Source organism: Exiguobacterium sp. Leaf196 (genome assembly GCF_001423965.1).
Classification (GTDB): domain Bacteria; phylum Bacillota; class Bacilli; order Exiguobacteriales; family Exiguobacteriaceae; genus Exiguobacterium_A.
The window spans coordinates 134,571-146,876 of record NZ_LMPV01000009.1 but is presented as its reverse complement, the minus strand read 5'-3'; the positions used below and the strand labels follow the sequence as shown (position 1 = coordinate 146,876).

The 12,306-nt window shown below is 49.5% G+C and carries 15 protein-coding genes; 7 read left to right on the top strand and 8 right to left on the bottom strand.

All coding sequences use genetic code 11. The features are described from left to right. Nucleotides 1-15 precede the first annotated feature (15 nt). The 3 genes from ASG02_RS12570 to ASG02_RS12560 all read left to right on the top strand — a co-directional run bounded on the left by ASG02_RS12570 (nt 16) and on the right by ASG02_RS12560 (nt 2,957). Complete coding sequence (locus tag ASG02_RS12570) at nt 16-1,383, top strand: hypothetical protein (protein WP_056063995.1); 1,368 nt, start codon at nt 16-18, stop codon at nt 1,381-1,383. A gap of 63 nt (nt 1,384-1,446) precedes the next feature. After that, on the top strand, nt 1,447-1,974 hold the full coding sequence (locus tag ASG02_RS12565; protein WP_056063991.1) for a copper resistance CopC family protein: 528 nt from the start codon (nt 1,447-1,449) through the stop codon (nt 1,972-1,974). Nucleotides 1,975-2,021: 47 nt separating this feature from the next. After that, a complete protein-coding gene (locus ASG02_RS12560; protein WP_162236135.1) occupies nt 2,022-2,957 on the top strand; it encodes a copper resistance D family protein in 936 nt (311 codons plus the stop codon). A gap of 51 nt (nt 2,958-3,008) precedes the next feature. Here ASG02_RS12560 and ASG02_RS12555 read toward each other — a convergent pair whose 3' ends face one another. From ASG02_RS12555 to ASG02_RS15900, 3 genes are all read right to left on the bottom strand, one after another. Further along, entirely contained in the window at nt 3,009-4,802 is a 1,794-nt protein-coding gene (locus ASG02_RS12555; RefSeq protein ID WP_056063986.1) for an acyltransferase family protein, read from the bottom strand. Nucleotides 4,803-4,938: 136 nt separating this feature from the next. After that, on the bottom strand, nt 4,939-5,100 hold the full coding sequence (locus ASG02_RS15955; protein ID WP_082478701.1) for an ATP-binding protein: 162 nt from the start codon (nt 5,098-5,100) through the stop codon (nt 4,939-4,941). Continuing rightward, nucleotides 5,101-5,235 (bottom strand): hypothetical protein, encoded by a 135-nt coding sequence (locus ASG02_RS15900; protein ID WP_255344371.1) that lies wholly within the window; start codon nt 5,233-5,235, stop codon nt 5,101-5,103. 166 nt (nt 5,236-5,401) lie between these two features. Here ASG02_RS15900 and ASG02_RS12550 point away from each other — a divergent pair, with 166 nt between their 5' ends. The 3 genes from ASG02_RS12550 to ASG02_RS12540 are packed head-to-tail and all read left to right on the top strand — an operon-like array spanning nt 5,402 to nt 7,830. Continuing rightward, nucleotides 5,402-6,445, top strand: a complete 1,044-nt coding sequence (locus tag ASG02_RS12550) for a bifunctional transcriptional activator/DNA repair enzyme AdaA (RefSeq protein ID WP_056063983.1) — start codon at nt 5,402-5,404, stop codon at nt 6,443-6,445. Continuing rightward, nucleotides 6,442-7,488 (top strand): DNA alkylation repair protein, encoded by a 1,047-nt coding sequence (locus ASG02_RS12545; RefSeq protein WP_056063981.1) that lies wholly within the window; start codon nt 6,442-6,444, stop codon nt 7,486-7,488. The genes ASG02_RS12550 and ASG02_RS12545 overlap by 4 nt, the downstream gene beginning before the upstream one ends. Beyond that, nucleotides 7,489-7,830: a GNAT family N-acetyltransferase gene (locus ASG02_RS12540; RefSeq protein ID WP_056063978.1), complete on the top strand. Its 342-nt coding sequence runs from the start codon at nt 7,489-7,491 to the stop codon at nt 7,828-7,830. A gap of 37 nt (nt 7,831-7,867) precedes the next feature. Here the strand turns inward: ASG02_RS12540 and ASG02_RS12535 are convergent, their stop codons facing one another. Then, nucleotides 7,868-8,446 (bottom strand): AAA family ATPase, encoded by a 579-nt coding sequence (locus ASG02_RS12535; RefSeq protein ID WP_056063974.1) that lies wholly within the window; start codon nt 8,444-8,446, stop codon nt 7,868-7,870. A gap of 132 nt (nt 8,447-8,578) precedes the next feature. On the opposite strand from ASG02_RS12535, the gene ASG02_RS12530 reads away from it, so the two are divergent. Next, nucleotides 8,579-9,106, top strand: a complete 528-nt coding sequence (locus ASG02_RS12530; RefSeq protein ID WP_052019130.1) for an NUMOD4 domain-containing protein — start codon at nt 8,579-8,581, stop codon at nt 9,104-9,106. 47 nt (nt 9,107-9,153) lie between these two features. Here the strand turns inward: ASG02_RS12530 and ASG02_RS12525 are convergent, their stop codons facing one another. From ASG02_RS12525 to ASG02_RS12515, 4 genes are all read right to left on the bottom strand, one after another. Next, nucleotides 9,154-10,803 carry a methyl-accepting chemotaxis protein gene (locus ASG02_RS12525; protein WP_056063972.1) on the bottom strand — a complete coding sequence of 550 codons (1,650 nt, stop codon included), beginning with the start codon at nt 10,801-10,803 and terminating at the stop codon, nt 9,154-9,156. 89 nt (nt 10,804-10,892) lie between these two features. Beyond that, the gene (locus tag ASG02_RS15730; protein ID WP_023466867.1) at nt 10,893-11,069 is read right to left on the bottom strand and encodes a hypothetical protein; all 177 of its coding nucleotides are present in this window, start codon (nt 11,067-11,069) and stop codon (nt 10,893-10,895) included. Nucleotides 11,070-11,212: 143 nt separating this feature from the next. After that, entirely contained in the window at nt 11,213-11,617 is a 405-nt protein-coding gene (locus ASG02_RS12520) for an NUDIX domain-containing protein (RefSeq protein ID WP_056063969.1), read from the bottom strand. Further along, a complete protein-coding gene (locus ASG02_RS12515; RefSeq protein ID WP_056063966.1) occupies nt 11,614-12,264 on the bottom strand; it encodes a Type 1 glutamine amidotransferase-like domain-containing protein in 651 nt (216 codons plus the stop codon). Before ASG02_RS12515 ends, ASG02_RS12520 begins: the two co-directional genes overlap by 4 nt. Between the last annotated feature and the right edge of the window lie 42 nt (nt 12,265-12,306).

The following is a 12,306-nucleotide window of genomic DNA, read 5'->3' as shown; positions in this document are numbered from 1 at the left end:
AGGGGTGTTCATAAGATGAAGATGAAAAAGTCGTATCTCGCTGTTCCGCTAAGTGCCGCATTGTTGATTCCAGCAGCAGGTGTCAGTGCACATGGTCATGAGGACCATAGTAAAATGTCTCACAGTTCAGGAAAAGTCTCACTAGATGTCTCCTCTCCAGCATCGGATCTGCGAGCGACACTCGATCAAATTCTATCTGAACACGCATATCTCGCAGTCGTTGCGATGCAAAAAGGGATTGATGGTAAAAAAGATTTTGAACAAGCAGCAGGCGCATTGAATCAAAATACGGATGATTTAGCGGCAGCTGTCGGTTCTGTCTACGGTGATGATGCAGGAAAAGCGTTTAAAGATATCTGGTCGAGCCACATCGGTTACTTCGTCGATTACGTCAAAGCGACTGGAGCAAAAGATGAAGATGCTAAACAAAAAGCATTGAAAGATTTGGATGAGTACCGTGTCGAGCAGGCTGCATTCCTTGATAAAGCAACAGGCGGGCGATTGAAAGCAGCAGATCTCGAAGAAGGGCTCAAAGTCCATATCACGCAATTGTTAACATCGTTTGATAGTTACGTTGCTGGTGATTATGACGCTGCCTACAGCAATCTACGTGAAGCAATCGAGCATATGTATATGGTCGGAGAAGGATTATCTGGTGCGATCGTTGATCAGTATCCGGACAAATTCAAAAATACGAAAGTCGATACACCAGCAGCCGATCTTCGTGCCGGGCTCAACCGGAACTTCTCAGAGCACGCAGCGCTTGCGGTGCTCGCGATGCAAAAAGGGATTGACGGTGCAAAGGACTTTGACGCAGCAGCCGGTGCCTTGAGTCAAAATACAGATGATTTGTCGGCTTCAATCGGTTCCGTTTACGGCAGTGAAGCAGCACAACAATTCAAGAAAATCTGGTCGAGCCATATCGGCTACTTCGTCGACTACGTCAAAGCAACAGGTGCAAAAGATGATCAAGCACGCGACATGGCTGTAAAAGAACTCGATGAGTACCGCGTTGAACAAGCAGCATTCCTCGATGCAGCAACGGAAGGACGCTTGAAAGCAAAAGATTTGGAAGAAGGGTTGAAGGTCCATATTGACCAACTCTTACTCGCCTTCAATAGCTACAATGAAAAAGATTACGACAAAACGTACCCAGCGATTCGCGAAGCGTACGCGCATATGTACGGCGTAGGGGAGGGAACAGCGACAGCAATCGTCGATCAGTTCCCAGATAAATTCAAAGGTGCGCCATCTGGAATGCCGAACACAGGTCTCGGTGGTATGCAAGAATCATCGGCGACAGGTATCGTGTGGTCATTGCTTGGTATTGCCGCAGCATCGATCCTTGGATTCTTCGCACTCCGTCGTCGCCCGCAACAATAAAGGACGACCCGCTGGAAACAGCGGGTTTTCTTATACACATCAAGCTGAAAGGAGGTAAACGACATGCGTATCATCCGATTTGCACTTCTATTCCTCATTTGTCTGCTTCCCATCTCCGTTGAAGCACACACGAGTCTCAAAAGTTCCAATCCGGCAGAAGGAGCGGTGTTATCAGAGCCCGTCGATCGAATCCGCTTGACGTTTAGTGAGGCTGTCGAAAAGACGAGTACCTTACGTGTAGTGGATACGAACGGTGTCGAACAGTCGCTTGCGAAACCGCTCATCATCGGGAATGAACTCAGTGCCGTCGTCTCGAAACCATTGAAAAAAGGACAGTACACGATTAAATGGGCATCGATTTCAGATGATGGTCATCCCGTGAAAGGAACGATCGGATTTACAGTGATGGGTGCCGCGACAACTGAAGCGAGTACAGTTGAAAAAGCAGAGCCAATGGAAACAAAGGCAGCGGTCGTCCCAGAAGCTGAACCTGTTTCAAAAGGACTCGTTCCGACGCTTCTTCCTTGGATTGTTGGTGGACTATTAGTCAGCATCGTCTTACTTCTCTTATTCCGTCGTCGTTCGATATGAGTGCGTTTCTAGGAGAACTACTTGTCTACATGGGTGGAGCGATTTGGATGGGTTATCTGGTGTTATGCTTCATCTCAACGAAACACAAACCGCCATTAATGGATGGTACGTCATGGGCGGTAGCGGGGCTCGGGATGCTTGTTCTTGGAACGAGTATTCCAATCATCAGTGCCGTTCGTTTTCTACATTCGACACAAACGATGACGGAGGCTCTACGGACAGGATTATTTTTGCATATCGGTCGGATGTTTCTTGTCGTTTACTTCGCTGTCTTACTCTTATTGATCGTACTTGCTTGGCGAAAACATCGGTCCGTCCTACTCGCACTCTTGACGATCCCGATATGGATTGGCATTGCAGGAACGAGTCATGCCGCAGCGAAATACGGGGCGCTTGGGTGGACGCTTCAGTTCAGTCACTTTTTATGTGTGACGGCTTGGATCGGTGTTGTGTTTTGGGTAGCTGTTGGTGCCCGTTCGACCGAGAATTGGTCCGTCTTTTTAAACTGGTTCAGTCCGTTTGCCCGGATTGCTTTTGCCGGTGTCATTCTGTCAGGTCTGTTGCTGATGCAACTGGCAATTCCGCTTGAACGTTATCCGAATCTATGGGGCGTGCCATACGGTCAAGCCATGTTGCTGAAGCATCTTTTGTTGTTGCCGCTTTTGTTCTACGCCTTTTGTAATGGCACGCTTGTCCGGCGTCGGTTACGTTTCGACTCGACATACGATTCGCGTCCGTTACTCCGGATGGAGAGTATTATTTTAATACTTCTGTTCATGGCAAGTGCATCACTCAGTCGTTTGGAACAACCGACGTTAGGTCAACTACCGGTCAGTGGTCCAGCAGGGGACGGGTGGGTCTTGATGATGGGGATCGCCACCTTACCACTGCTCTTACTCGGATTCAGACGACATGCAGTGGGTGTCTTGCTGAGCCTTCTTAGTGTCAGTCTGATCTACCTTGGACTACTTGCGACAGGGTGAACACGAAAAAACAAGGTAGCGGAACTATCCGCTACCTTGTTTGTCCTGGTTTTATTTTGTCGAAACGGCGCAATTCGTGGCCTTCGCAAGAATCTTCGAATAGGCCCGGGCGCCCTTAATATTCAAATGAACACCATCTGCTTCAAAATAGGATGGGTGTTTGACAGCATTAGCATGCCAGTCGATCAGTTCGACCCGTTTCCGCTTTGATGCCTCTCGTAACATCTGATTGACTTCTGCTTCCCACGGGCGTGGCACCCGTGCTGTGACGAGATAGACGTGATCGGCATTTGCAAATTGGTCGAGTAAGCTATTCAACTGATCTTTGCGGAAGCTGCCGTTCGTTCCAAGATGGAGGATGACTTGGCGTCCATGTTGATTGTACGACGCATACTGCTCACTTAGCGGAATCGCTTCTCGTAGCTGTCGACCGAGTTTCGCATCAATCGTCAGTTGTTTGAGTGTACTGCCGAGATAATCTTCGACACCGAGCAGGACGGAGTCACCGATCGCAAGCGTCGGTCGACAAATTTTTCGTTGATCAGGTTTTGCTTTCGGTGTCGTCGGTTTGAGGACCGGTTTCGGTTTTTCTTTTGGCGCCGCTATCTTATGGAAGGCGGGTTCTGGCTTCGGTGTATCGGAAACAGCAAGAATCGATAAGTTACCAATGAAGCTGACGATAAGGATCGTCAACACGGCAACACTCGCCCACTGTATCGTTGAGAACTGACGTAACTGTTGCGGATGTAGCGATAAACGCTTCAAGTAACCAGACAGTCCGAGTTGACGAATCGGACGCTCGATGAAGCGATACGACGCTTCTGTTAACGCAACAAGAATAACTATGATCAATATAGTCCGTAGTACCGAGAATGTTCCAATTTGCTCGACCGGTGTCAGCAACGTGATGACGGGAAAATGCCATAGATATAAGCCGTACGACCGTTTGCCGATCGCAATAAGTGATGGACGCGCAAACCAACGACTCCAAATCGACGCCGGATGGGCGATCGTAGCAATCAATAGGGCGGCAAGGAGCGAAACGATGAAAAAGCCACCGCGGTATAAAAAGCTTCCGAACTCACTCGTGACAACCATCAGTAAAAGTAAGAGTGGCAACGTGACAGCACCTGTTTGATTCAACAATCGAACACCACGTTTTGGGATATCAATCTTAAAGCGGGTCGGTTGCCACGCGAACGCGAGCAAGCTCCCGATCAATAAGGCGAATAATCGTGTATCGGTACCGTAGTAGACACGACTCGGATCCTCACCCGGTGTGAATTGAATCGCCATCGCGAGCACGGATGCGCCGATCGCGACACCAATCAATTGAAGGAACAGGCGACGATTTTTCATGCCGAACCAAAGTAGGATCGGGAATAGCAGGTAGAACTGTTCTTCGATCGCGAGCGACCAAAGGTTTTGGATCGGTGACGGTTTCCCGAACGACTCGAAATACGAGACGTCATGGAAGATATACCACCAGTTTGTTCCGTAAATAAGCGCAAAGGCACTATCTTGACGAACTGTATGCAATAGCTCGCGTTCAAAGACGGTTACATATCCGAGAACGAGTAACAGCATGACGAATAGAGCTGGGAACAAACGACGGAAACGATGAATCCAAAACCGTTTCAAATCGAGGCGCCCGGTCGTTTGCCACTCGCGTAACAAAAGACCAGTAATCAGGTAACCGGATAGGACGAAAAAGAGATCAACACCGAGGAAACCACCAGAGAAGAATGAAACAGATAAGTGGTAGAGAATGACAGACAGGACAGCGAAAGCACGTAAGCCGTCAAGCCCTGGCATATATGTAATCGAACGAGACGAGGATTTCATAAGACACGAACAACTCCTTTAAAACGACAACTAATTTCTAACAGTCTTTAGTGTATCGAATTCCAATTTCAAAGAAGTGTCTAAGAAGTAACAACCTAGCCCAAAAAAGCACCCGACGAGAGCATCGGATGCTGACTTACGAATGACGCGGAAAACGACACGTGACGGAAAAGCATTTGTCTGCTGAAGTGAGCTGGACACTTCCGTGATGGCGCGCCATGATTTGTTGAACAATCGACAGACCGATACCGGAACCGCCGGAAGAACGCGATGCGTCAGACGTTCCGAACGGCGTCAGTCACGCGTTTAGTTCCTCTAGCGTATAGATCGTTTCAATCGCATTCGAGCAAATCAGTTGGATGCCTTGTGCTCCTTCTTTGATTGAAATCCGAAGATCACCGATTCCGTGAAGTGTTTCTTTTAAAAAAATCAAACATGAAAACCTTACTTTCCGTTGAGTATAGCATGTAGTATGCACGTCGTCCCTTTCGAAAACAGGTAGAGAATTCTTAACTGAATCTTAAACATATCAATGCCTGATTTTCGGCGACATGACGATTGAACAAGTCGGTATACTAGAGACAAAGGAGGGGAAAGCGATGGAACAACATATGTATTATGAGGCACTCGTTCGACGTGACGCGACGTACGAAGGAACGTTTTTCGTCGGAGTCAAGACGACCGGTATTTTTTGCCGCCCGACGTGTCCAGCGCGAAAACCGAAGGCGGAGAACTGTGAGTTTTTCGAGACGGCGCAAGAGGCATTGCTTGCCTCTTATCGACCGTGCAGACGGTGTCATCCGCTCGCTTATCCAGGCGATCACGGTACGATTCAACGCTTGATCGAAGCAGTCGAGGCGGAACCAGATAAACGGTTTAAAGAAGCCGATTTCCGAGCACTTGGTTTGGACGAATCAACAGCACGGCGCCAGTTCAAGAAACGATTCGGGATGACGTTCGTTGCCTATGCTCGGGCACGGCGGATGGGGCTAGCGATGAAAGAGATTCGGACTGGGAAGCCGGTCATCGAAGGGCAGTTAGTAGGAGGCTATGAATCAAGTAGCGGTTTTCGTGAAGCGTCAGCACGGATGCTCGGGGAAGCACCGTCACGTTTTGACGGACAGGTCTTGCGCGCAAAATGGCTTGATACACCACTCGGTTCGATGCTTGCGATTGCTGATGAACAACACTTGCATCTCCTTGAATTCGTCGATCGACGGGGACTTGAGCGGGAAATTGAACAATTGCGTCAAAAAGCGCGTGCTGTCATCGTGCCTGGGGAGTCACCCATCTTTGAACAAATTGAAGGGGAGCTCCGTCGTTACTTCAAAGGAGAACCGGTCTTGTTTCAGACGCCACTGATGCGGTACGGAACGCCCTTTCAACGCCGCGTCTGGGAAGAACTTGAATGGATTCCGAGTGGCGAGACGATCTCGTATCAGGAACTGGCCATCCGAATTGGTCAACCAACCGCTGTTCGCGCTGTCGCACGAGCCAACGGAGCAAATCAACTAGCAATCATCATTCCATGTCATCGGGTCATTCGAACGAATGGAGATTTAGGTGGATACGCCGGGGGACTTGCACGCAAAGAAACATTGCTCAAACTGGAGCGTACACGGAAGGGACTAGATATAGGATGAGTTTGATTAAAGATGTGTTTTCACCGAGTTGGCTCGATGAATTAGAAGAAGCGGTCGATGTACCAGACTTTCGCAGACGAGTCGAACGGGAGGACTGGGACGAGCTTGCGTTTAAACAACGCGTCCGTCGTGTTGCGGAGACGCTAGAATCCGTCCTGCCACCGTTTCCGGATTCGGTGCCGGAGCTAGAGCGACTCGCACCGCAGTTTACTGGGTTACCAGGGATCGTTTTTCCCGAGTATGTCGAACGGACAGCAACACTCGTTGACTGGAAGCTTGCGTTAGAGACACTCGCTAAATTGACACCGTATTCGACGTCTGAGTTCGCTGTCCGGCGTTTTCTACTCGCTGATCAAGAGCGTTATCTCGAGCAAGCACTCATGTGGGCAACATCAGACGATGAACATGTTCGGCGCTTAGCGTCGGAAGGGACACGACCGCGTCTGCCATGGGGACAAGCGATTCCGAGTCTGATTGCTGATCCGCGACCGGCGTTACCGGTTCTTGACGCGTTACTACAGGATCCGTCACTCTACGTCCGAAAAAGTGTCGCCAATCACTTGAACGATATTTCAAAGACACATCCGGAATATCTGATTGAGCGGATCGAACGTCACTTAGGAACAGATCCGAACACGGACTGGATTTTGCGCCACGCCTCCCGGACGTTACTCAAACGCGGAAATCCAGAAGTCTTACAATTGTTCGGTCACGTTACGCAAGGGGAGGTCGAGATTACAAATTTAGTCGTCTCGCCGGTTACGATTGGCGGAGAGCTCGACTTCTCGTTCACCGTGACGAGTTCTGTTCCACAACGTTTGCGCTTGGAGTACGCAATCGATTACGTCAAACAACGCAGAACGAGTCGGAAGGTGTTTCAACTGCGGGAGCGGGAAGTTAAAGGTGTCTTACAAGTCGAAAGACGCCAATCGTTTCGGAACATGACGACGCGTGTCCATTATCCTGGTACACACACATTGACGATTTTGATTAACGGAGAGGCTTACGCGACAGCAACGTTTGAGGTCGAGGAGGAGAGCTGAATGCAAGGACGGCATCCGGATTTTAAAACGTCACGATTATTTGTCGAAGCAACGGATGAAGAATCGGGTTGTAAGTGGACGCTGCATGCGTTACGTGAGAAAACGATCGTCGGAACGATTATCTTCACTTGGAATGCATCTACCGGAACCTTACGTTACACGACGACTGATGAGGACGATCAGCACGGGTACATCACAGAAGCCTTGACGTCGATTTTGTCATATCTCGCGCGGACGTTATTATTGACGTGTGTCTATAGTGAAGCGGGCAGTGAGACGGTCTGGCGTCGGAACGGATTTCAGTTGCAGGCGAATCGATATGCACGCGAACTTCATCATTAAAGCCCCGTCTGCTGAGCAGAACGGGGCTTATTTGTGATTAGACCGTTGTTTTCGACCAGTTGAAATGGTCGCAAATCGCTTCAGCGCTTTCACGCGCACTTAACTGTTCCGTATCAAGGAAGAGATAATTGACGTCCGGTAGTTCGCCTGGCAGCGAGCGTGTCCGGTATCCGTCCGCCGTCTCGCGTAAGTCTTGTTCAGAAGCGGCGAGGTCACGCTTCGTTACTTTGTGCGTCAATCGGTTTTCGGTCGTGTTCCGGTGCAGACGGGTTGCGACCGGCGCATCCAGTTCAACGATATAGACGTCAGCACCTGCTTGTTCGAACAACTCAACCGTTTCTTCGATGAACTCGAGACCACCACCTTCGACGCCGAATAGACAGACGAATGTAAACAGGACACCTTCAAGCGAACTGTTCGCCATTTCCTTGAACATCTCGCGCCGAATCGTATCTTTTAAGCGGTGATGGGCGGGTTCAGAGAAATCAAAATAAGGCAATAACAAGTCGATCGTCTGGTGGTTATGGAAGACTTTCATCTCCGTCAACCGTTCGATTTCCTGACCAATCGTCATCTTTCCGACTGCTTGGGGACCAAGTAACAAGACAAATTTCATGGACGAACCTCATTTCCTTTTTCTGCTAAGAATAGCACATTCCGATGAGTGACATCGCTAGAACGTTTGTTCGTAATTTGATATAATTCAGGTATGAAGTCCCGTCGTGTCCTTGTCTGAAGGAGGACAACTATGCAAGAGCAATGGAAGGCCGTCATCGGCTATGTAGGTATATATGAAGTCTCGTCACTTGGTCGCGTAAGGTCGCTTGATCGGACGATCGTGACGTGTCGCGGCGTCCGGCAACGCCGAAAAGGTGTCTTGCTCCGACCACGACTCAATCGGGAAGGATATCGGAAAGTCACGCTCTATCAACGGGGGCGAGGAGAACGAGTGCAGGTCGGTCTACTCGTTGCGCAAGCTTTTCTGACGGTTGACGTTACGGAAGCGCGACTCGTCCGACGCAACGGTAAACGAGCTGACGATCAGTTGTCGAACTTGGACGTGTTGCCTTCATTTGATCAGCAGTATACCGAACTACTTGGTGAGTTTGATCTCTTATTAGAACAACATGTGACACTGTCATCATTCCAGATTCGAGCGATTCGCGCCCAATATGAAAAAGGGAAGACGATTCGTCAACTGGCGGAGCAGTATCAGGTGACGGAGAACCGGATTCGCAATATCATCGATAAAAAGGAAGCACGTTATATCGGCTGAGAACAGAGGAAAAGAGCGCTTGCCAGGAATGGCAGGCGCACTTTTTGTTAAGACGACGATTCGCTCGAGCGAACGGTCTGTTGCAACGAACTGATCCGTGACTCGAGTACCGCGCTATGTGTCTTCAATTCCGTTTGCTGAATGACGTGGTGTTGCATTTGATCCCCGAGTACTTGGCTATAGGACGAGAGCTCTGACATCAACTTTTGGACAGATTGTAGATGCTGTTGCATATTCGACTGGACTTCTGCGACGATTTGACGTTGGTGTTCCACGGTCCCCAGTGTCGTCTCGATCGTCGTCGCTTCAGTCAGCATCTGTTGCAAGTGCTCTGTTGCCGTCTCGAGCTGTTGTGACGTCGAGAGAAACCGTTCCGTCATCTGCGAGAGCGCTTGTTCGACTTGAGTGAGCCCTGCCGTCCACGTCTGATTGACCTGACGGATGTGGTCCGTACTCGTCCGGATATCGATGGCTAGTCTTTCGACTTCCTTGGCCACGACCGTGAAGCCACGACCGGCTTCGCCAGCACGAGTTGCCTCAATTAGCGCATTTAGCGATAGGCGGCGCGTCTCTTCAGCGACACGCTGGATGTGGGAAATTGAGGTCTCCATCTGCTGCTGTAGATGTGAGGTCTGTTGCAAGATTTGCTCTGTCGTCGCGGATTGTTCCTTCAGCAAGTGGCTTTCTTGTTGTAATGTCCCAAGTGTCGTGTGATTCGTCTGAACAGTCTGTTGAAAACGAGTTACGGCACGTTGGCTGTTCAGAAGTGTCGTTTGCATTTCGCTTAACGCATCGTGTCCTTGGGCAGTCAAACGTGTGGAGGCGATGATCGTCTGATTCATCTGCGTCGATTGCGCAAGTAAGGAACCGGCGACTTCATCGACGGCATGCACCGACTGATCCATCGCGGATAAGTGCGATGAAAAGTGGGGTTGGACGGATTCAAGTTCCTGACTGGCTTGTTGCATTTCGGTCGTCAAATCCCCAATCTGTTGCATCAATTGATTGTATTGAAACGTGAGCTGTTGTAACTCAAAGGTCGTCGTCTTAAGTGTTAACGGACGATACGATCGCTTCGCATGGGCTTCTTCAATCTGTAGAGCGAGTTTCGATAACGGTGCTAGTTGTCGTTGAATTCGCCAGCGGATCAAGAGGCTGATGCTGACAAGTGTGATCACGCTCACCCAGATGAGTGTCCAAGCTAAATCTCGAGCAGGAGCGATTAATTTATCGCGATCGGTCGTCAGCAAGATGACGTCATCGAGTTCCGGAATCGTCATCGCGACAAGAAACTGGTCTTGATTTGAAAAGGCATATGTACGAGCTGTTTTTAAATGCTGTAGTAGTTGTTTCCGTTTTGCTGGGTCGAGTGTCAACGGTCGGAACGCCTCACTCGTGTTCAGGCTTTGAAAGCGAACCGTGTAGTCGTCACGTGATAAGTCGGTTCGTTGTTGCTGTTGCAATCGTTTAATGGCACGCGTACGGTCTGTTGCGTCATTCGGATATGCGAGAAACGTTGCCCGGACGTTCGCATCAAACATCGTTAATTCGCGCATCAGCCGTTCCTCAGTCGCTGCGACGGATTGTTGATAGGAAGCGTAAACGCTTAGACCGCTGATCATAATCAATCCGATGGCAACGATCGGAATCAACCATCTATTTAGTTGTTGTGCTAGTAATCGTTTTTTCGTAAGCATAAAAAACATCTCCTCCCGTGTACCTATCGGAAGGAGATGGCTCAACATGTATGAAGGCGTTGTACGACTTGTGTAAAGGTCTTGTGAATCTAGTTCACGTAAATCGGAAGGACAGTCGCAAGATGTGTCATAAGTGCTTGTGTCTCTTCTTTTGGTTCAGACGTCACATAAATGATCAACGCAGCAGCAACGATGACAAAGATGGCAATGACAAGAATGATGAAGAACGGCATCTTACTTTTTCGTTTTTCGGCTTGACGGTCCATGAAAGATTCCCCCTTAATAATGTATACGATAGATATATTTAAGGGATTCCCTGTTCATTACTTTAAAAACACAACAACTGTCCGGTAATGAAAAAAATACTGTCTTGTTTGACGAGAGCATTGGACAGGGCAGTATATTACGGTCAACTAAGGAGAGACCAGACATCATATCGCTCAAAATCAGCCAAAATATTTGGAGCGATCAACTGACGGATCATTTCTTCGTCCGCCCAGAGATAAGCGTCGTGTTCTGCGGATAACTGAACGCTCGTCTGGTTCGTCGAGCAGACGTACATCAACAAAATGATTTGCCGATCGGGATGCGTTAGGAAGCTAGAGGCATAGAGTAGACGTTCTGGCGTAACCGTCAACTGTGTCTCTTCTTTTATCTCGCGAACAAGGCTGTCGAGCGGCAGTTCACCGAAGTCGATCTTTCCACCTGGACATTCCCATGTTCCGCCGCCGAAGTCAGCGACAGCCCGGCGGACGATCAGGAGACGTTGCTCGTGAATGATGATGCCTTTGACAGCAGGGACGATCGCCGTCATCTGACGGGACTCCGTGATAACACGACGGGATCGGTTCCTTCTGTTTCGATCAGGTACTGATCGCACAGATAGATCCCGCTTGCGTCGGCAAGTCCGAAGGCACGGCTCGTGCCTTCTTCCGTAAAGGATTGCACGAGGTGGGCGGCTTCGCCCCACGTCTCGTAATGCACACAGACGGTCGCATCTGTCAGCAGAGCAAGACCAGGCAAGCGAAGACGTCGATTGTCGCGTTGGTCGATCTCCGGAATCACACAACGTTCGGGTGAAACGAGGGCACCGGCAGAAAAGCCAGCGACCGGAACACCGTTTACGAAACGCGACTGGATGATGTCACCAATCGGTGTCGCGACCAAGTATTGCTGATACAATTCGGTCTCGCCACCGGAGATGATGATCCCTTGACATTGCTGTAGTTGCGCGAGCTGTTCATCCGTTGGCGCGTCAGACAGTGGTAGATGGACGAAGGACGCAATACCCTCTTCCCGCAACGCTTCCGTATAAATCGAGGCGTAGGTCACCCAGTCCTTACCAGTACGTGGGACATACAGAATCGCGACCGGACCACCATTCGTTAATGCAGCAAACCGTTTTTGCAAATTCGGTGTAAATGGAGGACCGCCTCCAAATAAGAATAAATGAGTACGCATGAAGTCATCCCTCCAACCATGTATTAGAAAAAGTATAGCAGA